This window comes from Chryseobacterium sp. MMS23-Vi53, assembly GCF_047651245.1.
GTDB lineage: Bacteria > Bacteroidota > Bacteroidia > Flavobacteriales > Weeksellaceae > Chryseobacterium.
Genome location: NZ_CP180265.1, coordinates 3,831,453 through 3,856,892 on the forward strand (window position 1 = coordinate 3,831,453; position 25,440 = coordinate 3,856,892).

Annotated in this window: 23 protein-coding genes; 12 read left to right on the forward strand and 11 right to left on the reverse strand. The window is 34.3% G+C overall.

The window, feature by feature from the left end:
- The first annotated feature begins 14 nt into the window (after positions 1-14).
- Entirely contained in the window at positions 15-899 is an 885-nt protein-coding gene (locus ACKX2A_RS17190; RefSeq protein ID WP_415326159.1) for a hypothetical protein, read from the forward strand.
- Between the two features lie 54 nt (positions 900-953).
- Here ACKX2A_RS17190 and ACKX2A_RS17195 read toward each other — a convergent pair whose 3' ends face one another.
- Positions 954-2,258, reverse strand: coding sequence for a DEAD/DEAH box helicase (locus ACKX2A_RS17195; protein ID WP_415326160.1), 1,305 nt, complete (start codon positions 2,256-2,258; stop codon positions 954-956).
- Between the two features lie 85 nt (positions 2,259-2,343).
- Positions 2,344-2,832: a DUF6438 domain-containing protein gene (locus tag ACKX2A_RS17200; protein ID WP_415326161.1), complete on the reverse strand. Its 489-nt coding sequence runs from the start codon at positions 2,830-2,832 to the stop codon at positions 2,344-2,346.
- 210 nt (positions 2,833-3,042) lie between these two features.
- Here ACKX2A_RS17200 and ACKX2A_RS17205 point away from each other — a divergent pair, with 210 nt between their 5' ends.
- The gene (locus ACKX2A_RS17205) at positions 3,043-3,774 is read left to right on the forward strand and encodes a class I SAM-dependent methyltransferase (protein WP_415326162.1); all 732 of its coding nucleotides are present in this window, start codon (positions 3,043-3,045) and stop codon (positions 3,772-3,774) included.
- A gap of 29 nt (positions 3,775-3,803) precedes the next feature.
- On the opposite strand, the gene ACKX2A_RS17210 is transcribed toward ACKX2A_RS17205, so the two are convergent.
- From ACKX2A_RS17210 to ACKX2A_RS17225, 4 genes are all read right to left on the reverse strand, one after another.
- Positions 3,804-4,463, reverse strand: coding sequence for an outer membrane beta-barrel protein (locus ACKX2A_RS17210; RefSeq protein WP_415326163.1), 660 nt, complete (start codon positions 4,461-4,463; stop codon positions 3,804-3,806).
- 89 nt (positions 4,464-4,552) lie between these two features.
- Complete coding sequence (obgE, locus tag ACKX2A_RS17215) at positions 4,553-5,536, reverse strand: GTPase ObgE (protein WP_415326164.1); 984 nt, start codon at positions 5,534-5,536, stop codon at positions 4,553-4,555.
- Between the two features lie 64 nt (positions 5,537-5,600).
- Positions 5,601-6,179: an adenylate kinase gene (locus ACKX2A_RS17220; protein WP_415326165.1), complete on the reverse strand. Its 579-nt coding sequence runs from the start codon at positions 6,177-6,179 to the stop codon at positions 5,601-5,603.
- A gap of 127 nt (positions 6,180-6,306) precedes the next feature.
- Entirely contained in the window at positions 6,307-6,861 is a 555-nt protein-coding gene (locus tag ACKX2A_RS17225; RefSeq protein WP_415326166.1) for a phosphoribosyltransferase, read from the reverse strand.
- Positions 6,862-7,396: 535 nt separating this feature from the next.
- Here ACKX2A_RS17225 and abc-f point away from each other — a divergent pair.
- Complete coding sequence (abc-f, locus tag ACKX2A_RS17230) at positions 7,397-8,989, forward strand: ribosomal protection-like ABC-F family protein (protein WP_415326167.1); 1,593 nt, start codon at positions 7,397-7,399, stop codon at positions 8,987-8,989.
- On the opposite strand, the gene ACKX2A_RS17235 is transcribed toward abc-f, so the two are convergent.
- Positions 8,983-9,657, reverse strand: coding sequence for a hypothetical protein (locus tag ACKX2A_RS17235; protein ID WP_415326168.1), 675 nt, complete (start codon positions 9,655-9,657; stop codon positions 8,983-8,985). The two genes, abc-f and ACKX2A_RS17235, sit on opposite strands and share 7 nt — an antisense overlap.
- Before the next feature lie 2 nt (positions 9,658-9,659).
- Complete coding sequence (locus tag ACKX2A_RS17240; protein ID WP_415326169.1) at positions 9,660-10,061, reverse strand: hypothetical protein; 402 nt, start codon at positions 10,059-10,061, stop codon at positions 9,660-9,662.
- A 149-nt stretch (positions 10,062-10,210) separates the two neighbouring features.
- Between ACKX2A_RS17240 and ACKX2A_RS17245 the strand changes: the two genes are divergently transcribed.
- Positions 10,211-11,497, forward strand: a complete 1,287-nt coding sequence (locus ACKX2A_RS17245) for an adenylosuccinate synthase (RefSeq protein WP_415326170.1) — start codon at positions 10,211-10,213, stop codon at positions 11,495-11,497.
- 254 nt (positions 11,498-11,751) lie between these two features.
- Here the strand turns inward: ACKX2A_RS17245 and ACKX2A_RS17250 are convergent, their stop codons facing one another.
- The 3 genes from ACKX2A_RS17250 to ACKX2A_RS17260 form a co-directional block, all read right to left on the reverse strand.
- Positions 11,752-12,585 carry an N-acetylmuramidase domain-containing protein gene (locus tag ACKX2A_RS17250; protein WP_415326171.1) on the reverse strand — a complete coding sequence of 278 codons (834 nt, stop codon included), beginning with the start codon at positions 12,583-12,585 and terminating at the stop codon, positions 11,752-11,754.
- Between the two features lie 266 nt (positions 12,586-12,851).
- Positions 12,852-14,687, reverse strand: a complete 1,836-nt coding sequence (locus tag ACKX2A_RS17255) for a hypothetical protein (protein ID WP_415326172.1) — start codon at positions 14,685-14,687, stop codon at positions 12,852-12,854.
- A gap of 402 nt (positions 14,688-15,089) precedes the next feature.
- Positions 15,090-16,691 carry a hypothetical protein gene (locus ACKX2A_RS17260; protein WP_415326173.1) on the reverse strand — a complete coding sequence of 534 codons (1,602 nt, stop codon included), beginning with the start codon at positions 16,689-16,691 and terminating at the stop codon, positions 15,090-15,092.
- Positions 16,692-17,086: 395 nt separating this feature from the next.
- Between ACKX2A_RS17260 and ACKX2A_RS17265 the strand changes: the two genes are divergently transcribed.
- The 8 genes from ACKX2A_RS17265 to ACKX2A_RS17300 all read left to right on the forward strand — a co-directional run bounded on the left by ACKX2A_RS17265 (position 17,087) and on the right by ACKX2A_RS17300 (position 25,439).
- The gene (locus tag ACKX2A_RS17265; protein WP_415326174.1) at positions 17,087-17,926 is read left to right on the forward strand and encodes an energy transducer TonB; all 840 of its coding nucleotides are present in this window, start codon (positions 17,087-17,089) and stop codon (positions 17,924-17,926) included.
- A 163-nt stretch (positions 17,927-18,089) separates the two neighbouring features.
- Positions 18,090-18,863, forward strand: a complete 774-nt coding sequence (locus tag ACKX2A_RS17270; protein WP_415326175.1) for a ParA family protein — start codon at positions 18,090-18,092, stop codon at positions 18,861-18,863.
- 38 nt (positions 18,864-18,901) lie between these two features.
- Positions 18,902-19,789, forward strand: a complete 888-nt coding sequence (locus ACKX2A_RS17275; protein WP_415326176.1) for a ParB/RepB/Spo0J family partition protein — start codon at positions 18,902-18,904, stop codon at positions 19,787-19,789.
- On the forward strand, positions 19,790-20,440 hold the full coding sequence (locus ACKX2A_RS17280; RefSeq protein ID WP_415326177.1) for a DUF5683 domain-containing protein: 651 nt from the start codon (positions 19,790-19,792) through the stop codon (positions 20,438-20,440).
- A gap of 169 nt (positions 20,441-20,609) precedes the next feature.
- On the forward strand, positions 20,610-21,311 hold the full coding sequence (gene dapB / locus ACKX2A_RS17285) for a 4-hydroxy-tetrahydrodipicolinate reductase (protein ID WP_415326178.1): 702 nt from the start codon (positions 20,610-20,612) through the stop codon (positions 21,309-21,311).
- Between the two features lie 111 nt (positions 21,312-21,422).
- Entirely contained in the window at positions 21,423-23,078 is a 1,656-nt protein-coding gene (gene lepB, locus ACKX2A_RS17290; protein WP_415326179.1) for a signal peptidase I, read from the forward strand.
- Between the two features lie 59 nt (positions 23,079-23,137).
- Entirely contained in the window at positions 23,138-23,761 is a 624-nt protein-coding gene (locus ACKX2A_RS17295) for a WbqC family protein (RefSeq protein ID WP_415326180.1), read from the forward strand.
- 1 nt (position 23,762) lies between these two features.
- Positions 23,763-25,439, forward strand: coding sequence for a S8 family serine peptidase (locus ACKX2A_RS17300; RefSeq protein ID WP_415326181.1), 1,677 nt, complete (start codon positions 23,763-23,765; stop codon positions 25,437-25,439).
- The last annotated feature ends 1 nt before the right edge of the window (position 25,440 follow it).

The window sequence follows — 25,440 nt, forward strand, 5'->3', positions numbered from 1 at the left end:
GTTTTTGTCACATAATGAAAGATCCTTATAAGCTTAATATAGACAGATGGCAGACATTAAATTTTTCTTTAGAATTTTGGCTTAAAGGAAAATATATTTATGATACTCCCAATTTTTTAGGAAATATTTCGTCATATCTTCCAGGGCAATTATTGTTGGCTGTCATTTTTTATTTAATGGGTAATGTAGGATATATTCAGGTTGCAGCAATTTTGTTGTTTTCTTATGCTGTAATAAAGAAATTTAAGAATAATTTTCTTGCTGTTCAGGCAATTTTTTTGCTTGGAATTTCACTTTCCTATATTTATGAAGCTATTTGTAAAAGCGATTTTATTTCTTCATTTATATTTACTGCATCTTTTATTTTGCTTTGGAGTGAAAAATTTAAAGATAATTACTTTGAAAAACCTATTTTACTAGGGATTTGCCTGGGTATTTTATGTTTGACAAGAAGTGTTGTGATTGTCGCACTAATTTTATTTTTATTAAAATCTTTCTTAAAAACAGATTGGTCAGCTAGAATAAAAATGACCTTAAGTTTTATCATTACAATTATAATATTGTTAGGAACAGTTCTTTTTCCAGCAAAAAGTTTTCAATATATTTTAGATCATAACCCTCTGAATTTACAAGGACAAAGCAATGGTTTTGTAATGTTGTTTTTTCTTACTTTAACGATTATAATGTCTTTTTATGTGAAGAAAATCAGCCAGGTATTTATATATTCTTCAATAATTATTTTTGTACTGATGGTAAGCTTTCTTTTGGAGCAATACTTTGTCTTGGGCTATGATTATCAGAACAATTTCTTTTCAACAACATATTTAGCTTCGTGCCTCCCTTTCAGTATTGTAGGATATTGTTTTTCAATTAAAGATGAAAAAATTAATAAAATATAGAAGATTGAATAATAATATAAACTTGAAAGCCTTCCAATTCGGAAGGCTTTGATATTATTTTTTTCTAGTAAAATTCTTATTCTTCGGTTTTTTGAAACCAAGTGAAGGTCCTGCTTCTCCAGGTTTTTTCTTATTTCTTGGTGGTCTTGCAGAATTGGACGATTTTGGTCTTCCGCTTCCTGCAGCCATCGGTTTGTTGTTAGAATCTCTTTTTTGAGCAACTAAATTATCTGTATGAAACGGGTGATTTTTCACGATTGGGATTTTCATTCCAATCAATTTCTCGGTATTTTTTAGATTTAATAAATCCAAACCGTCAACAAAAGAAATAGAACTTCCTTCTGCACCGGCTCTTCCCGTTCTTCCGATTCTGTGAACATAAGTTTCGGAAACGTCGGAAAGTTCGAAGTTTACCACATATTTTAGTTCATCAATATCAATTCCTCTCGCTGCAATATCGGTTGCAACCAATACTCTGGTTTTTCCAGATTTGAAGTTATTTAAAGCATTTTGACGAGCATTTTGTGATTTATTTCCGTGAATTGCCTCAGTTGTAATATTATCACCTTGAAGTTTTCTCGCAATCTTGTCTGCACCGTGTTTTGTTCTTGCAAAAACCAATACAGAATCTGAAATATCGTTCTTTAAAATATGCGTTAAGAGATTTAATTTATTCTCTTTCTCAACAAAATAAACCGATTGTTTGATCGTTTCTGCCGTTGAAGAAACAGGAGTAACTTCCACTTTTACAGGATTATTAAGGATAGAACTTGCCAATTTCTGAATTTCAGAAGGCATTGTTGCTGAGAAAAATAAGGTCTGCCTTTTTTGTGGTAAAAGTTTGATGATTCTTTTTACATCATGCACAAAACCCATATCAAGCATTCTGTCGGCTTCATCCAATACAAAAATTTCAAGAGCTTTTAAACTTATGATTCCCTGAGCGATAAAATCCAGTAATCTTCCTGGAGTTGCCACCAAAATATCAACGCCTTTTCTCAAAGCTGCTTCCTGATTTCCTTGCTTTACTCCTCCAAAAATTACCAAATGTTTTAATGGAAGATGTTTTCCGTAAGCTTTGATATTTTCTTCAATCTGGATTGCCAATTCTCTTGTTGGCGTAAGAATTAATGCTTTGATATTCTTATTGCCTCGTAAATCTTTCTTGGCTAAATTTTGTAAAATTGGAATAGAAAAAGCGGCTGTTTTTCCTGTTCCCGTTTGTGCGCATCCCAAAAAATCTCTACCCTGTAATATCTCAGGAATTGATCTTTCCTGGATTGGAGTAGGGTTTGTATATCCTTGTTCCTCAATTGCTTTTGCAATAGGTTCTATTAATTTTAGATCTGTAAAATTCAAATGAATTGTTTTTAATTTAAATAAAAATTCCTTCAAAATGAAGGAATTATAATTTGCAAAGGTAGTTTAAATATTTTTAAACGAATTATTTGACTTTAGACCATTGTTGATTGGTTCTTAAATCTTCAAAAAACTTGTAAACTTCAGCTAGTTTTTCAGTTCCTTTTTTACCGTAATCTTCTACATGTTTTGATGTTCCGTCGGCGAAATTTATTCTCAAATGTGAAGTCGGAAGATCTGTAATGTTTCTTTCTCCGTATTTTTCATTTAAATTTTTAACGTCTAAACCATCCAATAAGGCAACCAATTTGTTATAATCTTCTTCTTTGATGGTTCCTTTAAAAGTTCCTTCACGAGGTTTGTCGAATTCTCCTTTAGAAAATCCTTTTGAGAAATTAAAATGTTCGGCCTCAAAAATTGCAGTTCTGTCCGGATTGATGGTCATTTTGAAGATCGGACAAGATCCAAAACAAGGGGTTGCTTCGTATTCTATTTTAGAATATTTTGAATTTGTTTTCTGAGTGCTGCACGAGAATAAAAAAACAAGTGCAAAAAGGGGAAGTAAATATTTCATAGTTTAAAATTTCGAATTGGGTCTTTCAATAATTGTTCCAAAACTTGATGTTTAGGATAATATTAATTCAAATTAATAATTGATGGTAAAATATGTTTGTTAATCGATGTTTGTTGGAAAAATTTAATTCAAATAAACAGAAAAAATGTCGACCACAAAAATGTTCTTCAAATAAATTTTTGTTATTTTGATGTCCGTAAAAAATGCCTCATGTATAACTTCCTGAAAACTGTTGTTAAAAATATTATTCCTAAATCTATTCTCATTAAAAATGAAGATCAATTTAGAAAATTATTAAAACCTTTGTATCATGGGAAAAATAACGAGTGCAATATTTGCAAAACGAAACTGAAAAAGTTTGCAGAACTCGAAAATGGACAACTTATTTGTCCGATTTGCGGAAGTTTGCCGAGAACACGCCGACTGAATATGCTTTTAGAAAGTGAATTTTTAAAATCAAACATGACTTTTCTTGATTTTTCACCTTCAAGAATGTTATATAAAAAATGGAAAAACAGAAAAGATATTTCCTATTTTCCAACCGACTTTGAAAATGAATTTTTATCTGATTATCATTATGATATCACTAAAATTGATGCTGAAAATGGTATGTTTGATTTAATTGTTTGCTATCATATTTTAGAACATATTATTGAAGATAAAAAAGCAATGTCGGAATTGTACAGAGTTTTGAAAACAAACGGAACTGTTTTGATTCAAACACCTTTTAAAGAAGGGGAAATTTATGAAGATTACAACATTATTTCTCCGGAAGAAAGATTAAAACATTTCGGACAGGATGATCATGTGAGAATTTATTCTGTTTCAGGTCTAGAAAACCGTTTGAAAGAGGTTGGATTTACAACGGAAGTCAGAATTTTCGATGAAGATAATTATCTGGGATTTGCGAAAAATGAAGTGGTGATTGTTTGCAAAAAATAAAGGAGAAACTTTCGTTCCTCCTTCGATGTTTATTTAAATTTGTATCCTACACCAGCCTGTAAAAAGCCAATTTTGGTATCTAAACTTTCCCCTTTATTAATGGTGAAAAAGTTGAAATTATATCTTGCGTCTACAAAAAAGTTGTCATTAATTTTATATTCTGCTCCTAAGAACGGAAATAAATTCAATGTTTTCACATTTTCGTAGTTATGAGAAGTCGATCCGTTTACCACCTGCTCTGTTTTCACTTTTTCAGATAGATTGAACCCGAAATTCATCCCGGCAGAAGCCGATAGATTCGGAATAAAATAATACTTGGCAGAAACAGGAATCTGGATTTGTGTAAGCTGATAATCAAACTGTATATTGCCTCTTTCTATTACCCCCATATCTGTAAAATCTACAACCGGAAAGTCCTGTTTTCCACCAATTTGAGTGTAAAGTGCTTCCGCCTGAATGCTAAATTTAGAAGTTATTGGCTGTTCTGCAACAATTCCTGCATAGAAATAAGATTTTGAATTAAATTTTTCATCTAAGAATTTCATGCTAGATAAAGAATATCCTCCTTTTACGCCAAAACTCATTTTTGTTTCTGATGACGATTCTTGCTTTGGGTTTTCCTGTGCTTCCTGCGCATTTGCAATAGTTGAAAATACTAATGATAGAACAAATAAAAAGTTCTTTTTCATAATTTAAATTTATGGTTATTATTTTTTAATGATAATAAAAAAGTACACGAAAAGTGTACTTTAATATGTTTGATAAATTGTTTTAAATTTTATCCATGAAGCTGTTTCCAGATTGCATCTTTTAATTCCGTAAGACCTTCGCCTGTAACACCTGAGAAAAACAAAGGTTGTTTATTTTCAGGGAATTCTGCAGCAATTTCTTTCTTTAATTCATCATCCAAAAGATCCGCCTTTGAAATAGAAATAATGAAATCTTTATCCAGTAATTCAGGATTGTATTCCTTCAATTCGTTTTCTAAAATTTTAAACTCCTGGAAATGATCTTCAGAATCTGCCGGGATTAAAAACAATAAGATTGAATTTCTTTCAATATGTCTTAAAAATCTGTGTCCTAAACCTTTACCTTCCGCAGCACCTTCAATAATTCCCGGAATATCTGCCATTACAAAAGATTTGTAATTTCTGTAATCCACAATTCCTAAATTGGGCGTTAAAGTCGTAAATGCATAGTTGGCAATTTTAGGTTTTGCAGCAGAAACAGATGCTAAAAGGGTAGATTTTCCAGCGTTCGGGAAACCAACAAGACCTACATCCGCTAAAATTTTAAGTTCGAAAACAACGTAACCTTCCTGTCCGTCCATTCCCGGTTGTGCGAATCTTGGAGTCTGATTGGTAGAAGATTTGAAGTGTTCATTTCCTTTTCCGCCCATTCCACCTTCCATCAGGATGATTTCTTGTCCGTCTTCTAAAATTTCGCCGATGATTTCTCCATCTTCATTTTTAGCGATCGTTCCGATCGGAACCTCAATATAAACATCAGCTCCGTAAGCTCCGGTCAACTGGTTTTTTCCTCCGTTTTCACCACGCTCCGCTTTTACGTGACGGGTGTAACGAAGAGGAAGCAAAGTCCACTCATTCGCATTTCCTTTCATGATAACGTGACCGCCGCGACCTCCGTCTCCACCGTCAGGACCACCTTTAGGAATATACTTTTCGCGGCGAAGATGGGCAGAACCTGCACCTCCGTGACCGCTTTTACAATGAATCTTTACGTAATCTACAAAATTTGACATAATTTTTTGTTGTCAGTTAATGGTTGTCAGTTGATTGCTGAAAACTATCAACCATCAACTATTTTTATTTTACTTTTTCTACTTCAGCGAAAAGTTTTTCAGAGATTTCATTGATGTCTCCAACACCGTTGATCTCTACATATTTACCTTGTTGTTTGTACAATTCGGCTACTTCAGCTGTTTTTGTGTAGTATTCTTTTATTCTGTTTTTAATGATTTCTACATTGCTGTCGTCTGATCTTCCGCTGATTTCTCCTCTTTTTAATAGTCTTTCCACCAAAATAGTATCTTCCACTACCAAAGAAAGGCAAACGTCGATCTCATCATTTAATTCTTCTTTTACGATTTTCTCCAAAGCCTCTGTCTGAACAGCAGTTCTTGGATAACCGTCGAAAATAAATCCTGCCGCATCGGTCGGTTTTCTGATTTCGTCAATCAGCATATCTGTTGTTACCTGATCCGGAACCAATTCTCCTTTATCGATGTAAGATTTAGCCAGTTTCCCAAGTTCAGTATCATTTTTCATGTTGAATCTGAAAAGATCACCTGTTGAGATTTGCTTTAAATTGAATTTCTCGATTAAGTTTTGCGCTTGAGTTCCTTTTCCACTTCCTGGAGGGCCGAACAGAACAATGTTTATCATAATGTTGTTTCGCTTCTGGCAATTGGCGAATGGCTTCTTGCTTTTAGCTTTATTAAGTTAATATTTTACTTTTTATTTCGATTTAATATTTAAAGCTAAAAGCCAGTAGCTCATAGCTATCGGCAATCTAATGATTGATTTGTCCGTCTTCTAATTGGTACAGATTCGGTAAGTTTCTCCCTAATTCATCGTAATCCAATCCGTAACCTAGAACAAATTTATTTGGAATTTCTTTTCCGATATAATCTAGTTGAAAATCCTTTTTATAAACTTCAGGTTTCAATAAGAATGAAGCGATTTTTACAGATTTCGGACGTTGCGTTTCGTTGAAATATTTGAAAAGACTTTCAACGGTATTTCCTGTGTCAACAATATCTTCTACCAATATAATGTGACGATCTTTTACATCCTTCGTTAATTCCATCTTCTGGTAAACAATTCCTGTAGATTCTGTTCCTACGTAAGAACTCATCTGGATGAAAGCAATCTCGCATTCTCCCGGATAGTGCTTCAAAAGGTCTGAGAAGAACATAATCACTCCATTCAAAACCCCAATGAAAACAGGAACTTCATCCTTATAATCTTCATAAATTTTTAAAGCTGTAGCTTTTACAATCTCCTGAATCTCGGCGTCCTCCAAATAAGGAACGAAAGTTTTGTCGTGAACTTTAATACTTTCCATAAAAATTTTAGTAGGCGGCAAAGTTACGGATTTTTGATGAAAGTTTCTTATGAGTTTGATTGGGTTTGTGTTTTAGGGTTTTAGAGTTTTTAGTGTTAATGGGTTTAATGTTTTACGTTTTGTCATTCAGAAAGAAGCGTAGCGGAGTGAAGACTCTATTTTTATTAATTCTTATTATTGAAATTTTCTTTATTAAAAGAGTTTAAACTGCTTTTTGTCATTCCGTAGGAATCCAGACACGAATCTTTACTATTCTTTACTACTATGCCGAGATTCCTACGGAATGACAAACATTATGATTATTTCATATTTTGAAAGAGTGACTAAACCCTAGCCCCGATTGCAGTGGAAATCCTTTTTTGAAAAAAAAGATTGCAACGGAAAGCGGGAAAAAGCTCCAAAAAATATTTAAAATCACTATCTTTGCGACTCACAAAACCCAAAACATCAGGATGTAGGATACAGTTTCTTTCAGATTTAATAACAATAACAGAAAATGTTGTTGCAGTTTTAACTTTAATTACAGAAAGAAATCATGTTTTTTTTACACAATATATCCTTTGGGTTTCCGGCGGGAAATCTGCTATTTAATTCTATCAACTTAACGATACCATCACACTCAAAATCGGCTTTGGTCGGTAGCAACGGCATGGGAAAATCTACCTTCCTGAAAATAATGGCGAATGAAATTGAACCTTTGGAAGGGAATGTCAATATTCAAGGTGAAATTTTTTATGTTCCGCAGATGTTTGGAAATTTTAATGATTTAACAGTTGCGGAATGTTTGAAAATCGATAAAAAACTAGAAGCCCTTCAAAAAATTACGAGTGGAGAAGTGGATGAAATTTATTTTGAAACGTTGAATGACGATTGGGACATCGAAGAACGTTGTCAACAGGCGTTACAATATTGGAAACTCGAAAATTTAGATTTACATCAAAAACTCGAAAGCTTGAGTGGCGGACAAAAAGCAAAGGTTTTTCTGGCGGGAATTCAAATCAATCAACCTGAAATTATTTTATTGGACGAACCGACGAATCATCTTGATCTGGAAGGTAGAAATCTGTTGTATGATTTTATTGAAAAAACGAGTTCAACGGTTGTGATTGTGAGTCATGATCGTACTTTGCTGAATTTGGTGGATACCATTTTTGAACTGAGTAATCAGGGAATTTCAACGTATGGCGGAAATTATGATTTTTATGCCGAACAAAAAGAAATTGAGAATGAAGCCCTGCAAAACGATATTCATTCCAAAGAACGGGCGCTGAAAAAAGCAAAAGAAAAGGAAAGAGAAACGATCGAACGAAAGCAAAAACTCGATGCAAGAGGAAAAGGAAAGCAGGAAAAATCAGGTGTCGCAAGAATTATGATGAATACGTTACGAAATAATGCCGAGAAAAATTCTTCGAAATTAAAATCCGTTCATACCGAGAAAATCAATGATATTTCTGGTGATTTGCGTGATTTGCGTTCGTCGGTGAGAAATGCTGATCAGATGAAGGTGAATTTTAATGATTCGAATCTACATTCCGGGAAAATTCTGATTTCGGCGGAGGAAATTAATTTTAAATATGATGAAGAAAATCTTTGGAAAGAAAACCTCAATCTTGAAATCCGAAGTGGTGACAGAATTTCGATTAAAGGTTCGAATGGTTCAGGGAAAACGACTTTAATTAAGCTTTTGTTAGGAGATTTGCAGCCTTCTGTCGGAACTATTTCGAGATCCGATTTTCAGACGATTTATATTGATCAGGAATATTCTTTGATTGATAAACAGGTAACAGTTTATGATTTTGCCCAACAATTCAACGATAATGCGATGCAGGAATCTGAAGTGAAAACCTTATTATCAAGATTTTTATTCGGAAAGGAAACCTGGGACAAAAAATGCGATGTTCTGAGTGGCGGAGAACGCCTGCGATTGCTGCTGTGCGGACTTTCCATCAGCAATAAAGCACCTGATATGATTATTCTTGATGAACCGACGAATAATTTAGACCTTCAAAATGTGGAAATTCTGACAAACTCTATTAAGGATTATCATGGAACTTTGGTGGTGATTTCGCATGATGGGGCGTTTTTGGAGGAGATTGAAGCAATAAATAGATTTATAATATTTCAATAGAAAATCAATTTAAATAAACTCCATAAAACGGCCAATAAAGATGTTATAAAGATCAATTTTGGGAAGTGATTATTTATTAAATTGTTGTTTTTTAGATATTTATTTCCCAAAACTAATTTTCTTTCAGTCTTTTCCAGTAATTCTGAAAAATAGTTAATAGAACTGAAATTATCCTCGATTTGATCCTGTAAGTTTGTAATCTCATTTTTTAAAACTTCTAATCTAGCATTTTTTATATTTTCATCTATTTCTTCGTCATGAATATTTATTGCTTGATTTGCAATTCTAGTAATATCATTTTTATATTGTAAAATAAATAAAGAATAATATTTTATCTTTTCTTTAGCTTCATTTATTATTAAATCAACTTGTTGCGGCATTTTAAAATTTAAATTATCAAAATTTAAAAGATAATAAAAGCGTATAAAATAATAAGAGTTAATCACAAAAAGGATATAAGAAATATATTCTTTTTTTATCTCTATTTTAAGACCATTAAATTCTACTTCTGATATTGAGATTATATTCGTACTAAGAAGAATAACTATAGTAGAAATCCAAATTAGATAATTTCCTAAAGTTTGTGTTTCAGTATGAATGAAGTTTATATAATTATAATCAATTGAATTTAAATTTTCTTCAATATTTTTGTTACTAGAATTATTCATATTTATCTATTAAATATTTTAAATAGAAAAGGATTTTCATATAGTTTGTATTCTGGAAATTTCCCGGACTCTACTAAACTTTCTAAAACTGTTACATTTTCTCTGTTTAAATAAGTATCTAATGCTGACCATAAATAAATTGGCGTTTTATAATATTGTACTAAATTATATCTAAGAACATCTTGAAAAATATCCTTGTGATCAATTTTAAATAGATTCCCCAATAATTTATATATTTTATTTTCGGGAATTTTAATACCTGTAGTAAAGCTATTTTCAAGTTGTTTTATGTAGATAATGTTTTTGAAAATTTCAATATTCTCAACATCTTTTTCCGTATTTAGAAGAAAAAAATCGCCTAATTCTGTTGTGAAAAAACAATAGTCATATTTAATTTTAGCCATTTTATATATTTTAGTTTTCATGGATTTCAAATATAAAAATAATATTTCAACCCCATGATTTCCACCCACTCAAAAATAAAATCCCCCTCAAATTTGCTCACCCAATTTTTTAAAAGTAATTTTGCATGAATCTAAAATAAAAGTAAAATATGTCAACTTACGTAGTTGTAGGTCTTCAGTATGGAGATGAAGGTAAAGGAAAAATCACGGATGTTTTATCGGCAAAATCGGATTACGTTGTACGTTTCCAAGGAGGGGACAACGCTGGTCATACGGTTTATGTGGGTGAAGAGAAATTCGTTTTGCACCTTCTTCCATCGGGAGTTCTTCAGTGCAAAGGGAAGTGTATCATTGCCAATGGAGTAGTGGTAAATCCTAAATCTTTCATTAAGGAGGTGAATCAGATCGAAAGCAAAGGCTTGAAAACTGATCACATTTTCATCAGCAGAAGAGCGCATGTTATCATGCCTTACCACATTCTTTTGGATACTTACCGTGAAGAAGAGCACGGAGGAACGCAGATCGGAACGACGAAAAAAGGGATCGGACCTTGCTATGAAGATAAAATTGCAAGAGTGGGTATCAGAATGATCGACCTTCTGAATCCTGAAATTTTAAGAGACAAAATCGAGAAAAACTTAAAAATTAAGAATTCTCTTTTTGAAAAATATTACGGAAAACCGACATTAGACGTTGAAGAAATTTACAACGAATATTTAGAAATCGGAAGACAGCTTCAAGACAGAATCGTTGATACGGAACTGGAATTAAACGAAGCAATCAGAGACGGTAAAAATGTTTTATTCGAAGGAGCACAGGCTTTGATGCTTGATATCGACTTTGGAACATATCCGTACGTTACTTCATCTTCTCCGTCTACAGGAGGGGTTTGTACAGGGGCAGGAGTTCCACCAACATCACTTCAAAACTTGATCGGTGTTGCAAAAGCATACTGTACTAGAGTGGGTAACGGACCTTTCCCATCAGAATTAGACAACGAATTAGGGGAAAGCATCAGACAAATCGGTGGTGAATTCGGAGCTACGACAGGTAGACCAAGAAGAACAGGTTGGTTAGACCTTGTTTCTTTGAAGCACGCTTGTATGATTAACGGGATCAATAACTTAGTAATCACGAAATTAGACGTTCTTACAGGAATTGAAAACCTAAAAGTAGTTACACATTACAAAACTGAAGACGGAAAAATCATCGATTATTTCACTTCTTCAACAGAAAAATTGTACAACTACGAACCCATCTACCAGGATCTTCCGGGTTGGAAAGAAGACATTACAAAAGCAAGAAGCTACGATGAACTTCCTGATACCGCTCAGAAATACATCGAGTTTATTGAGAAGTATTTAGGAATCAACGTTTACTTAGTTTCTGTTGGTCCGGAAAGAAGCCAAAACATTATCAGAAAAGAATTATTCTAAGGAATTTTTAAATAAAATAAAAAGAGACTGTCGGCTTGATAGTCTCTTTTTGTTTAAATATGGTTAACCCGTTGTGCATTTTGATATACTTCGTCACTTCGAGTAGATTTTTGAAAAAAATCGTATCGAGAAGTTTGTAATTTTGAAGATAAATCTATTCTCGATACATTTTTTCTCCACTTTGTTACGAAAAAACACTCGAATTGACGAATCCAATATTAAAGTTTTTCAAAATGCACAACAGGTATGGTTAATTAATTTTTAGAATATTTAGCATAGGCTTTGGCTAATTTTTCATCATATTTGTTGAGTTTGTAGCCGCCACCGTTGTAGCCTTTTGCAAAATTTGCCCAGCTTTTATTTCTTAAATGAACTAAAAGCCCGTTTTTCTCAAGGAACTTTCCGAAGGCTTTCAGGTGTTCCCCTTCATTGATTTCCATTTTAGCAACAAAATCAGCGACATCTGTATAACCAAGCGGTTTTGCATGAAACCCCATAATCTGGAAGCTTCCCCACGAAGCGGAAGACAACGCTGCATCTTTAAATTTCGGATCTGTGCCCAAAGTCATAGCTTCATTCAGCCGGTCGTACTCTTTTACGCCGCCTTGGTAATAAATTTTCGTCCATTTCGGATACAGAACATCTTTATGATTGGCATTGTAATAAGTATTTGGGTCGATTCCACGTTTTTTTAGTTCACTCCAGAAAATATGACCTTCAAATAGAATTTTAGGTTTGTTATTCAATAAAAATCCTTTTCCGCTGCTTTCAATTTCGTTCACAGCTTTTACAGCTGCCAATTCCAAAGAATACTGATTCGCGAAGTTCACTAAATCACTTTCCTTTAAAAATTTATCCGTAGAATTTGTAGGAGCCGGAGCAGAACTTTTCTGTAGCAAAACCGTCCAAGTTTTCATTCCGACAATTCCATCTACCACTAAAGAATTTTTTCGTTGAAAATCCTTCACGGCTGCATCAACTTCCAAAGAAAAGGAATCTGAAATTTTGATGTTATATCCTTGTTTATAAAGAAGCTCACAAAGCGTAGTGACTTCCGGCGATTTTGTATAATATTTTAAAAGTTTCATGGCTGTTGGTTTTTTTGGGTTATTTTGAATTTAAGTGTGGTGTATTTAATTAAAAAAAATAGACATCAAGTTTGTCATTCCGTAGGAATCCAGACTCGAATCTTTCCATAATAATTTCTAAAAACTTTGCTTAGATTCCTACGGAATGGCAAACTTAATATTTATTAAAAATCAATTTAATTGAAAAGATTCCAAGCCTTGAAATAATATTCGCTGACTTTATGGAGGCAATTTTTGCTTCTTTTGTTTCAAGACAAAGAAGACAATTAATTCACAGGAATTCTCGGCATTCTCTCACAAATCATTCCAATCAAAAAGAACGATTTAAATTTCACTTCCTCTCTTTGAAGTCGGTATTCCAGATTCAGAGGATTCGTATTTGTAACGCTAAAGTTCTGGTTCAAAACAGCGTAGTCATCGACCCTTAGTTCAATACTGTATTCTCCGACCGGAATCATTTGGCTGATCATTCCGATTTCGTTGGTTTCAATTTCGAAAATCCTGTTATTGTTTGTTCCTTTGATGGAAATGGCGCATTTATAAATTGGATCGTTATTTATTTTATCGAAAACTTTAAACTGCACACTCGCTGCGGTTGGCTGTGTCGGAATCGGAACTTTGATCGGAACAAAAATTCCGGGAACTCTTATTGGCGTTCCAATAACTGGCGTTACGGGTTTTACGGGAGTTGGTTGAGGCTGAACAGGTGTTACAACAGGTGTAACAGGTCGCATTGTTCGAACTGCTCCCATCATTCCCATGTTTATTTTGTTATTAAAAACAGGATTCACTTTCGGGGTTTCTGTCACAGGTTGAGCGACAGGTTGTGGTACTGCTTCCGGCACAGAAATTTTAGCGTCTAATGTTGCTGTTTTTCGGGTTAAGGTGTTTAATTGGTCAGATTTAATGGTTCTCACGTTGGTAACCGCTTTCAGGAATTTCTGATTATTGGCTTTGTTCACGAAAAGCTGTTGTTTCATAATCAACGGACCGAAATAAATCAACTGATTTGGGTTATTTACAGTATCGTTGGTGATGGAAGGGTCTAGAACGATTTTTAAATTTTTAATCAGCATCATCGTTTTTGGAAATGCAGATAATTTAAAATCGCTGGAAATTGTCTGTCCATCAGATATTTTTTTAGGTTCTTTCCATTCGAACATTTCGGAAAGCATAAAGTTTTTATTAAACCAGCTTCTTTTTAAATGAACAAATGAATAATCGAACTCCACTGCTTGGATCACACTTTCATCATAATCAATCGAAAGAATTTCTGTAGGCAGATTTTCGTTGGAACTTTTGGCTTCGTTGTGTAAACTTTCCAGTTCAGCTTTTTCAAGTCTCATGTTATTCCAGCCCGATTCGTTTTCCATAAAATCGTAAGGGATGAAATTGATATCATGAATCGAAGAATTGTTGATCACATCGGTTTTCTCCGCAGCTTCAAAAGTGTTTTTTGCATTTTGAGCCATCGTGAGATACAAATCTGCATCCGAATTTTTATTAACTCTTGATAGTTCTTTTTCAATTGAATCTTTGCTGCCTTTCACTTTCCATTCAGAAAAAGCAAGCGCTTTCAGGTTATTGAGTGTGATTAATTGATCGTTCCAGTTCGTTTTTTCTTCATCAGTATCCAATCCGTCAAATAATTCGAGATGAGTTGCAACATTATTGACAGCTGTTTCATATGCGGTCTGATATTTTTTATATGCTTTCAGCTCTTTTGTATCAGCTCCTTTTGCATCAAATAAAATAGTACTCTGACTGGCAACCACTTTATCTAAACTTTCCTCTAAATTTTTTAAACTGTTTTTGTCTAAAATATCTCTGTAAATATCAAACAAAGCATTATTCGGATTCAGATCCCAAAAATTTGGTGAAATCGGAACGGAGTTGAGTTCATACGCCACATTTTGTTTTTTGATGATGGAAAGCGCTTTTTTCTGATCATCATTCAATAAACTTGGAGGTTTTAATAATTCCAATTCTTCATTTTCGTATACTCTCAGAGAAGGACATATCATCGGTAAATCATTTTCCATCGAACTTTGAGATGTGTAAATGTTTCTCAATTTCTGGTAAACGGCAACAAAATATTTCATGGCTATTGGTTTTTGGTTATTAGTTGATTGTTGCTGGTTATTGGTTGTTGGGTTTTCAGTTTTTTTAAGTTTATGTAAAACCAGCAATTGAAGTTTTTACGTCAGTTCGAGTTTTTTTCGTAATGGAATGAAGAAAAATGTGTCGAGAACTTTTTATTAAAATCAATTTCTCGATATGATTGTTTTTCAAAAATCTATTCGAAGTGATGTTGTGTTCTAAAACTTGGGTTCAAGGTCTTTGTTAAGTGAAACGCCTTTGTGAGCCTAAAAAAAGTTCAGTATTAAAGAAAATCTTAGTGATCTTTGCGTTCAAAACAATATCAGATTAAAAAATCAGATTAAAGTTTTTTGAAATAACCGACAGAAAAATATCTGCCGGTTATCTCTATTATGAGAAGGATATTATGATTTCCCGTCTGTCCAGACTTTGATGTCCGGGTTTGGATTTGGAGATTTTGGAACTACATGACATTTGTATCCGATGATATAAATTCCGTCTGACTGCAGTTTTTTGCCACTCCATTTTGCATTGCTTTGAGAGTTTTGATTTTCATAATTATGGCTTCCACCGAATACGAAAGGTCCGATTCCCACAGCAGCCCCAGAGCTGATTTTGGTACTTGCCGCTTTATAAGCCGTTGCATTTTCGCTGAAATCAAGCATTACATCTCTTGCAATGATTAATTCAGTAACGATCATAGGCATTAATCCTTTTCCTTTACCATCGCTGATGATGTCTCCGTTCAATGACTGAGGAGAATTTTCGTGAAGTTTCCAGTATTTAGACTCAACAAATTCTTCGCTGAACCATCCTCTTTCCACTCTTACTTTTCCAAGTTTAAATGAGATTTTAAGGTTGCTGAAGTCTGTATTCATCGATGTTCTTGTCGTGTTTCCGCTATTTCTGGCACCGATGCTGAATAATCCCATACTGAATCCTGCTCCTGCGCTCCAGTTGTGAATTGATTTTGAATAATCGCTGTGTGCGCTTCCTTCATACATAGAAATTGTCGGCCAGTTTTTAGACTCTTTCAATGCATTGGCAGAAATTGGAATAGACGGAGAATAGTTGATATAGTCGATTACTCTTGTTCTCTGGCTGTTTCTGAATTCCGACTGAAGACGTTTTTTAATGACAAGCATATGTTTTTCTTCAATTTCACTTAAATAATTCTGAATTCTTTCCACTGCTTCTTTGTAACCAAGAGACTGCCATGCTTTTAATGCCGCATCTTCTCTTTTTTTCATGTTTTTACCGTCGATCGATAAAGTTGCCATCGCATCCGGATCTCCATTGTCGGCATCTACTCTTATGGAATTGTTGGTATTTACAATATCGTAATATTTCATTTGATATTCGATATATTTAGAATACATTGGCGCAACGAATGTCTGGTGCAATTCTGGTTTGTTAAGGTCATCAACCGGAGCATTTTCATCAAAATCAGGGTTTTTTACAACTTTAATTTTGAAAAGTTTGTCTCTCAGTTTCTCAAGGTTCTTTTCTACTTTTGGATCCATTGGCGTGTCGACTACCACAGACCATTGCATTAGATCTTCATACACTTTAGAAACTCTTTTAGAAGAATCATTGAAAATAGTCATCATTCTTCCGTTTCCGCTGTCCGTTAATGGAGGTAGGTTAGATGGAATCGCATCTACCATTGCAGAGAACTGTTCCATTTGAAGATATTTACGGAATTTGCTGTCTTTCATAGCGTTTTGGAATTCCTCAAGATTTGTTTTAGGATTTCCGTTGGCGTCCAAGATAGGTTTTCCTGTCCCATCTAATAATGGTTTTGGAGCCGGAGCATTTCCGAAAAGACCATTCAATGCATAATCGAAAGTATCTTCAGTTAAAGTAATCCCGATTGGGTCGAATGCGATAAAGTCATTGGGTCCGATAGAATCTGGATCTCCACCATTGGTAATAGAATCGTAAACTTGTTTTAAAAGCATGCTCATTAATGAGTTTGATCTTGCTTCTTGAGTTAATGTTGGCATAATAAGTTTTTTTAAGATTGTTTGCTTACTCTGTTTCGGTTTTCAGCGTTCCCCGATTTTTGTATTTTTTGTATGGTACAAATATCTATCAGGTACACAAGAAATTACTCAGTGATTTTCCGATTTCGGAATGTGGTTTTTACGATAATTTAATTTTTGTTGAATTTTTTTAATTAATAGATGAATATTGTTGAAGATCAATAAAGTATATAACCCTTATAAATAAGCAGTTACTATTTTTAGCATAGCTAATTTTATATATTATTATAAATATTTTTAAAATATTGAAATTTTAACAAAATTTTGGCAAATGTTTTGATATTGAAACAATGCTTATCGATAAGAACTATAGAACTAATAATCGTCAAATTTTAACAGTTTAAATATTTTTAGTGATGAAACACGTAAATCAGAACCAGGAATTTCGCTTCAACGAGGTTCTTTTTGAGCACCGAAATAAGGAATACGGTGCTTATGTCTTAAGAAACGAATCAGACAAAATACTTACAAAAGCCCTTTTCGTGGGAGTGAGCTTGTTGGCTGCAATTTCTTTAACTCCAGTTTTAATTAATGCTTTTAAATCTCCTGAAGTTGTGGATGGAGGAGGATATGTATTGCCCCCACCAATTATTATCGATGAATATGATGATACACCACCTCCAGCAACGGTTGTACCTCCAACAGCAGCATCTGCTCCGGTAAAAACTTTTGATAATACTGTTCCTACACCATCAAGAAATGCTCCTGATACTAAAACAGAAGAAATTCCTGATGACGCGGTAGCTGGATTAACAAATAATTTTAAAGCAGATCCTGCTCCACCTAATACTTATGTACCAACTACACCGACTATTGGAACGGGTCCTGTAATTAATACTGCACCTCCAACAGTTGTACCTAAAGAAGATCCAAATAAAATTGTTGATTCTAATGATTTGGGAGTAGAAGCAAGTTTCGTGGGTGGAGTAGACTCATTCAGAAATAAAGTGATGAATAATTTCGACGGATCCGGATTTGATTCTGGTGATGTAATGAAAACAACAATTACTTTCATTGTAGAAAAAGACGGAACTATTTCCGGAATTAAAGCTAATGGTGCAGATGCAGACTTCAACAGTGAAGCAGTAAGAACCATTAAATCAATTCGTGGAAAATGGGTTCCAGCAAAAAATAAACAAGGTGATCCTGTAAGAAGCTATTTCAAATTTCCTATATCTATGAAGTTTGATAATTAATGTTTAAAAACAAATCTTGAACAGTTATCCACAAAGAATTTTTTTGTGGATAATTTTTTTTATTGTTAAATTGCTTATTAACAATATTTTAACTCAAATTTGGTTTTCTTCACTCATTAAGAGCAAAGAAAAAAGTGTATTTTTGAACCTTAAAGTTCTAGTAATGGCAAAAATCATAGGTATCGCTAATCAAAAAGGAGGTGTTGGAAAAACGACAACAGCCGTAAATTTAGCGGCGGCGTTAGGGGTATTAGAGAAAAAAATATTAATTATTGATGCCGATCCTCAGGCGAATGCAACTTCCGGTTTGGGAGTTGAGGATGTAAGGTATTCTACATATAATCTGTTGGAGCACAGTGTCGAAACTGAAAAATGCATCAAGCAGACAGCGACTCCTAATTTGGATATCGTTCCTTCTCACATCGACCTTGTTGCTGCAGAGATCGAGTTGGTAGACAAAGAAAACCGTGAGTACATGCTGAAAAAAGCATTGGAAAGTGTAAGAGACAATTACGATTACATCATCATCGATTGTGCACCAAGTTTAGGTTTAATTACGGTGAATGCGCTTACAGCAGCAGATTCTGTAATTATCCCGATCCAGTGCGAATATTTTGCATTAGAAGGTCTAGGTAAATTGTTGAATACCATTAAAAATGTTCAGAAAATTCACAATAAAGATCTTGATATCGAAGGTTTGTTGCTTACCATGTATGACAGCAGATTAAGATTGTCTAATCAGGTTGTAGAAGAAGTAAACTCTCACTTCCCTGAAATGGTTTTCGAAACAATTATCAGCAGAAACGTAAGATTAAGTGAAGCGCCAAGTTTCGGAGAAAGCATCTTAAACTACGATGCTGAAAGCAAAGGAGCCGTTCAATATATTCAATTGGCGGAAGAAGTTTTGTTAAAGAACGAGAAATTAGTAAAAAATTAGAAAGCCATTAGCCGGAAGCTAAAAGCTAAAAACAAAATATGAAGGACAAAAAAAGAGCGATGGGACGTGGTTTGGGCGCAATTCTGAGTGCCGAATCGAAAGCAATCAATTCTGCTACTGACGAAGGAGCAGACAGATTTGTAGGAAATATCGTAGAAATTTCGATAGAAGATATTTATCCGAATCCGACCCAGCCAAGAACTTATTTTGACGAAAAAGCACTGAATGAATTAGCACAGTCTATCAAAAACTTAGGCGTAATCCAACCGATTACTTTAAGAAAAGACGGTGAAAAATTCGAAATCATATCTGGGGAAAGACGTTACAGAGCAAGCAAACTTGCTGGTTTAGAGTCTATCCCGGCATATATCCGTTTGGTGAACGATCAGGAGCTTCTTGAAATGGCTCTTGTAGAAAATATCCAAAGGGAAGACCTTGATGCAATCGAAATTGCATTAACATACCAAAGATTGATGGAGGAAATCGGTCTTACCCAAGAAAATTTAAGCCAAAGAGTAGGTAAGGATAGAAGTACCATCACCAACTCTATCAGATTGTTAAGATTAAATCCTGATATTCAAAATGCCATTAGAAGTGGTGAGATTTCTGCGGGTCACGGTAGAGCGATAATTAGCCTTGAAAGTGAAGAACATCAGCAAATTTTATTTGATTTAATTATTAAAGAAAAACTGAATGTTCGTCAGGCAGAACAAGCTGCGACAGCTTTGAAAAATCCAAAATCACCTGCTGCTAAAAGAGCAAAAGCTGAGCTTTCTAATAATTATAAGAGAGCGCAAAAAACGATAGCCGATATTTTAGATGTAAAAGTGGAGATTAAAACCTCCGGAACCGGTAAAAAAGGTAAAATTGTTCTGGACTTCAAAAATGAAGAAGAGTTGGAATATATTTTATCTCATATTAAATAAATGAAAAAAATATTTTTCACATTTTTTCTGTGTCTGTTTGCGGTAGCGTATTCGCAAGTGAATCCTAATGATACAATTCGGGTAGAACATCATCCGAAAGACAGTGTATCTGTGGAAAAAAATAATACAGCAAAACCCAAGAGTGAGGCGAAAATTGTTTCAGATCTTGAAAAGGCAAACGGACCGACAAAGAAAACCTTTAAGCTAAATCCTACAAAAGCGGGATTGTATTCTGCTGTACTGCCTGGATTGGGGCAGGTTTACAATAAAAAATACTGGAAAGTTCCTGTCGTTTTAGGAGCTGTCGGAGCCGGAGTGGGTATTGCGGTTTGGAATGACAATCAGTATAAAAAGTACAGAGAATATTACATTGCAAAGCTTAATGGAACACCTAATGAATTTGTCGATAGTCATCCGTGGCTGGACAAAGTTGCATTAGGAAACGCACAGGATAGATCAAAAAGACAGAGGGATTATGCCATTGCGATCACAGGGTTAATTTATATTTTAAATATTGTTGATGCCGTTGTAGATGCACATTTATACGAAGCGCGTCACGATCCGGATTTGTCATTCAGTCCGACAGTTGTTCAGGATCAATATGGATTGACTCCTCCAAAAACGGGCTTAAGTTTAAGTTATAGATTTTAAATAATTAATTAACTCTGTTAAATTAATTGATTGCGGGCTTTGTTAAGTGGAACGCCTTTGCGTACTTAAAAACGTTTAGTAGTCAAGAAAAAACTTTGCGACCTTTGCGTCAAAAAAAAGAATTTAAATAAAATTTAGGCTGTTAAAAAAACAGACAAACATATAAAATATGAAAATAGCATTAGTTGGTTACGGGAAAATGGGCAAAATTATCGATGAAATTGCCACGAAAAGAGGACATGAAATTGTAGCCCGATTAAAAGAAACCCCAACTGCTGAAAATCTTAATAATCCTGATGTTGTCATCGAATTTTCCTTACCGGAAGTGGCTTACGAAAACATCAAGGCTTGTCTGGAAAATAAAGTTCCTGTAATCTGCGGAACAACTGGCTGGCTGGAAAAGAAACCTGAAATCGAAAAACTGGCTGTTGAAAAAGAAACGGCTTTCCTATATGGCTCAAATTTTAGTTTAGGTGTAAATTTATTTTTTGCTTTAAACGAAAAATTGGCAGATTTAATGAAAAATGTCGACGAATATTCTTGTCAGTTAGAGGAAATTCATCACATTCACAAATTAGATGCGCCTAGCGGAACGGCGATTTCTATTGCAGAAGGAATTTTTAAACATAACCCAAAATTTGACGCCTGGAAATTAGAAGAAACGCAAGGTAACCAATTGGGTATCTTTGCGATCCGTGAAGATGAGGTTCCGGGAACGCACAGCGTTTTTTACAGAAGTGAGGTGGACGAAATTGAAATCAAACACACAGCTTTTAATAGAAGCGGTTTTGCATTAGGAGCAGTAGTCGCAGCAGAATGGATTAAAGACAAAAAAGGAATTTTCGCAATGAAAGATGTTTTGGGACTTTAATTTGTAACAAATTTCCTACATTGCGAACTAATTGTAAGAAATAATGAGCATTAAAATATTACTCACTGTTCATTACCAATTACACATATTATAGATTAGGCACAAAAATTTATGAATTATTTTTTAACTTATACAGTTTACGTTCTCATTTTATCTGTATTGATGGGGATTTCCACTTGGAAGCTGTTCAAGAAACTAGGATATAGCCCGTTATTTGCTTTTATCCCTTTCTACAATTATTTCATTATTTTAAAAGAAACAAAACATCCGAAATGGTGGGCAATTTTATCTTATTTGCCGATCGTAGGACCAATCATGATGTCTGTTTTTCATTTATATTTAATGAAAAAATTCGGTAAAACACTTTTCAAAGATCAGTTATTGACGGTAATTCTTCCGTTTATTTACATGGCAACGGTAAATTATGGAAAAGATGTAGAGTTAGAAGATGAAAATGAATTGTTCTTAACCGACGAAGAAAAAAATACCAAAAAGAAAGATTCTTTTTTAGGATCAGTAACTTTTGCAGTTGTTTTTGCAACCATTATCCACGTTTTCGTTACACAGCCTTTCGGAATTCCGACAGGATCTATGGAAAGAACTTTATTGGTAGGTGATTTTCTTTTTGTAAACAAATGGAGCTATGGTTACAGGCTTCCGATGCGTCCCTTAGCCATTCCTTTCTTACAAGGGACAATCATGGACACGGGAGAAAAAGGAAACCCGAAAGATGATCCGAAATCTTATGTTGATGCTGTAAAATTACCTTATTCAAGAATTTTACAATTCAATAAACCTCAGAAAAATGATGTGGTTGTTTTCAACTATCCTCAGGATTCTGTGCATACAGCGATCGACAGAAAAGATCCTTATGTAAAAAGATGTGTTGCTGTTGCAGGCGATACTTTCGAAATGAGAGCCGGAAGACTTTTTGTAAACGGAAAACCGGAAACTGTTTTGGGAGATCAGGAAGTTCAGCACGCTTACACGGTAAATACGGGAACGCAATTAGATATTCCAAGTTTATATAACACTTATGGATTCTTGCCGGTAAGAGAAATGCAGGGTGACAAGGGGTTTGTGTATATGTTCCAAGGTCTTACAGACAAAACGGCTAAAGAGATCAAAGCTTTGCCAAATGTTATAAGCATGGAGGAAAATATTTATCCTAAAGATTCTGCGACGATTTCGTATAAATTAAATGCGGATAAAACAGCTTACACAAAAAGTATCGACACAACTCAGTCTATTTTCCCGATCAACAAACCATGGAATCAGGATTGGTACGGACCTTTAAAAATTCCTAAGAAAGGGGATGTGGTAACAATCAATCAGGAAACTTTACCGGAATATCAGTGGATTATTTCTAAATATGAAAATAATAAACTGGAAAATAAAAATGGAAAAATTTTCATCAACGGAAAAGAAACCAACCAGTATACAATTCAGCAGGATTATTATATGATGGTCGGAGACAACAGAGATGCGTCTTTGGATGCAAGGTTCTTTGGTTTCGTTCCTGAAGAGAATATCGTTGGAAAGCCGATGTTTACTTGGATGAGTTTGCAGGGAGCATTTAAAGATGCGAGTTCTTCTTATCAGGCACCATTCAAAATTCGTTGGGATAGAATGTTTAAAGCAACAAATACAGGTGAAGCCAACAAAACTTCGTACTGGTGGATTGCTGCAATGATACTTATTTTATTCTTCGGTTGGGAATATTTTATGAAATTATTCAAGAAGAAAAAAACAGAAGACGATTTATAAAAATTAAAATAAATTAGAAATAGAATGAAGTATTTGAAAAAATACTTCATTTTTGTATTATGAATATGAAGAATGTTTTACTACCGGCTTTTTATTTGCCGTCAATCTCTTGGTTTTCAGTGTTTTTAAATCCTGAAAATGAAATTTTATTTGAACAGTTTGAAAGCTTTCCAAAGCAAACGTACAGAAATAGAGCCAATATTTATGGTGCAAACGGGAAATTATCATTAATCATTCCTATTGCTCATAACGGAAGCAGAGCGTTTAAAGATATTGAAATTTCTCATCGCGAAGATTGGAGAACACTTCATTGGAAATCCATTAAAACAGCTTATCAAAGTTCGCCTTATTTCGAATTTTATGAAGATAAATTCAGGAAAATATTCGATTTAAAAGAAAAATATGTTTTAGATTTTAATTTGAAAGGACTTGAAATCGTTCAGCAAATTCTTAAGACAGAAAAGGCACACTCTTTGAATAAAGAATATATCAAAATTCCGGAAGAAATTAATTTCAGAGATAAATTTTCAGCAAAACTTCCTTCAGAATTCGAGATGGATGAATATTATCAAACCTTCTCGGATAAGCTTGGATTTTTAAAGGATTTATCAATTTTGGACTTAATTTGTAACAAAGGACCGGAATCTTTGACTTATATTAAAAATATTAAACAATCATACTAGCATGAAAAAGGTATTATTAGCTGCTGTGTTTTTAGTGGGATTCGGTTTTTCTTACGCACAGGAAGCAAAAGCTGGCGTTGGTCCGAAAGAGGATAAAGATCTTATGACTTGGTATCATAAAGATTTCGGTACTTCAAAAGTATACGGTGTAAATACAGAAAATGCATATAAATTTCTAGAGTCTAAAGGTCTTAAGCCAAAAACGGTTGTAGTCGGAGTTTTGGATAGTGGAGTTCAGGTAGATCACCCTGGTTTGGTGAAAAACATCTGGTCAAATCCAAACGAGGTTCCAAACAACGGTAAAGATGACGACGGAAACGGATATATCGACGATGTTCACGGATGGAATTTCATCGGTGGTAAAAATGGAGATATCGATGTAGACAATATGGAAGTAACCAGAGTTGTTGCAAAATACAAGCCGGTTTTTGAAGGAGACGATTCTACGAAAAACAAAGCAAACCAAGCTAAAATGCCTGAAGAATTTGCAATGTATATGAAGGCCAAAGAATTGTTTGCCAAGAAAAGCGTTGAAGCTAGACAAGGTGCACAAACTTACACCATGATCAATGATTTGATTCCTGATATGGTAAGATTGCTGAACGGGAAAAATGTAACAGCAGAAAATGTTGCTACTATTAAACCTTCCGAGCAAAAAGATGCCATTGCGATACAAATTTTAACTCAAGTTGCCCAAAGTCCTGATTTCAAAGGAAAAACTCCTGCAGAGTTTGAAAAAACAATGAAAGAGCAAATGAAAGAAGCTCTTGATGAAGTAGGCCCTCAGGCAAAACAATACGATCTTAGTTACGATCCTAGAAAAGAAATTGTAGGAGATAACTATGATGATTATTCTGAAAAAAATTACGGAAATAATCACTACGAAGGTCCGGATGCAATGCACGGAACTCACGTTGCAGGTATCATCGCTGGTCTTCCAAACGGAAAAGAAGTTCAGTATGGAGTAGCTTCAAAAGTGGCTAAAATCATGTCTGTAAGAACGGTTCCAAACGGTGATGAAAGAGATAAAGATGTTGCTAATGCCATTAGATATGCTGTTGATAACGGTGCTAAAGTTTTAAATATGAGCTTTGGTAAACCAGTTTCTCCAGGAAAAACTGTGGTTTGGGATGCATTTAAATATGCTCAGGATAAAGGAGTTCTTTTGGTGAAAGCTGCGGGTAACGAAAACGAAGATGTTGCAGAACATTTAGCTTATCCTACAAACTTTAAGAACGTAACAGACGAAAAACCTTTTGTAAATAACGTTTTGGTTGTAGGAGCGAGTACAAATAATAATGATGCATTAAGAGCAGGTTTCTCGAACTTTAACAAGAAAATGGTAAACGTTTTTGCTCCGGGTGAACAAATTTATTCTACCGTTCCTCATAACGAGTATAAATATCTTCAAGGGACTTCAATGGCTTCTCCGGTTGTAGCGGGTGCTGCTGCTGTGTTATTAGCTTATATGCCAACTTTAACACCGGCTCAGATCATTGAATCTTTAGTAAAATCAAGCAACGTAAGTACAACCAATCAGTTTGGAGATTTTTCTCAGGCTGGAGGTGTAATTGATGTAAAGAAAGCCGCAGAATACGCTTACACTAATTTTTATAACGGAAAATCAGGCGCTGTAAAAGAGGCTAAAAAATCCGTAAAAAAGGGTGTTAAAAAATAAC

What these genes read in the sequence shown, in the direction of transcription:
- ACKX2A_RS17190 (WP_415326159.1), top strand. Translation starts at nt 15, where the DNA reads ATGAAAGATCCTTATAAGCTTAATATAGACAGATGGCAGACATTAAAT.
- ACKX2A_RS17200 (WP_415326161.1), bottom strand. Translation starts at nt 2,832, where the DNA reads ATGAAATATTTACTTCCCCTTTTTGCACTTGTTTTTTTATTCTCGTGC.
- ACKX2A_RS17205 (WP_415326162.1), top strand. Translation starts at nt 3,043, where the DNA reads ATGTATAACTTCCTGAAAACTGTTGTTAAAAATATTATTCCTAAATCT.
- ACKX2A_RS17210 (WP_415326163.1), bottom strand. Translation starts at nt 4,463, where the DNA reads ATGAAAAAGAACTTTTTATTTGTTCTATCATTAGTATTTTCAACTATT.
- obgE (WP_415326164.1), bottom strand. Translation starts at nt 5,536, where the DNA reads ATGTCAAATTTTGTAGATTACGTAAAGATTCATTGTAAAAGCGGTCAC.
- ACKX2A_RS17220 (WP_415326165.1), bottom strand. Translation starts at nt 6,179, where the DNA reads ATGATAAACATTGTTCTGTTCGGCCCTCCAGGAAGTGGAAAAGGAACT.
- ACKX2A_RS17225 (WP_415326166.1), bottom strand. Translation starts at nt 6,861, where the DNA reads ATGGAAAGTATTAAAGTTCACGACAAAACTTTCGTTCCTTATTTGGAG.
- abc-f (WP_415326167.1), top strand. Translation starts at nt 7,397, where the DNA reads ATGTTTTTTTTACACAATATATCCTTTGGGTTTCCGGCGGGAAATCTG.
- ACKX2A_RS17235 (WP_415326168.1), bottom strand. Translation starts at nt 9,657, where the DNA reads ATGAATAATTCTAGTAACAAAAATATTGAAGAAAATTTAAATTCAATT.
- ACKX2A_RS17240 (WP_415326169.1), bottom strand. Translation starts at nt 10,061, where the DNA reads ATGGCTAAAATTAAATATGACTATTGTTTTTTCACAACAGAATTAGGC.
- ACKX2A_RS17245 (WP_415326170.1), top strand. Translation starts at nt 10,211, where the DNA reads ATGTCAACTTACGTAGTTGTAGGTCTTCAGTATGGAGATGAAGGTAAA.
- ACKX2A_RS17250 (WP_415326171.1), bottom strand. Translation starts at nt 12,585, where the DNA reads ATGAAACTTTTAAAATATTATACAAAATCGCCGGAAGTCACTACGCTT.
- ACKX2A_RS17255 (WP_415326172.1), bottom strand. Translation starts at nt 14,687, where the DNA reads ATGAAATATTTTGTTGCCGTTTACCAGAAATTGAGAAACATTTACACA.
- ACKX2A_RS17260 (WP_415326173.1), bottom strand. Translation starts at nt 16,691, where the DNA reads ATGCCAACATTAACTCAAGAAGCAAGATCAAACTCATTAATGAGCATG.
- ACKX2A_RS17265 (WP_415326174.1), top strand. Translation starts at nt 17,087, where the DNA reads ATGAAACACGTAAATCAGAACCAGGAATTTCGCTTCAACGAGGTTCTT.
- ACKX2A_RS17270 (WP_415326175.1), top strand. Translation starts at nt 18,090, where the DNA reads ATGGCAAAAATCATAGGTATCGCTAATCAAAAAGGAGGTGTTGGAAAA.
- ACKX2A_RS17275 (WP_415326176.1), top strand. Translation starts at nt 18,902, where the DNA reads ATGAAGGACAAAAAAAGAGCGATGGGACGTGGTTTGGGCGCAATTCTG.
- ACKX2A_RS17280 (WP_415326177.1), top strand. Translation starts at nt 19,790, where the DNA reads ATGAAAAAAATATTTTTCACATTTTTTCTGTGTCTGTTTGCGGTAGCG.
- dapB (WP_415326178.1), top strand. Translation starts at nt 20,610, where the DNA reads ATGAAAATAGCATTAGTTGGTTACGGGAAAATGGGCAAAATTATCGAT.
- lepB (WP_415326179.1), top strand. Translation starts at nt 21,423, where the DNA reads ATGAATTATTTTTTAACTTATACAGTTTACGTTCTCATTTTATCTGTA.
- ACKX2A_RS17295 (WP_415326180.1), top strand. Translation starts at nt 23,138, where the DNA reads ATGAATATGAAGAATGTTTTACTACCGGCTTTTTATTTGCCGTCAATC.
- ACKX2A_RS17300 (WP_415326181.1), top strand. Translation starts at nt 23,763, where the DNA reads ATGAAAAAGGTATTATTAGCTGCTGTGTTTTTAGTGGGATTCGGTTTT.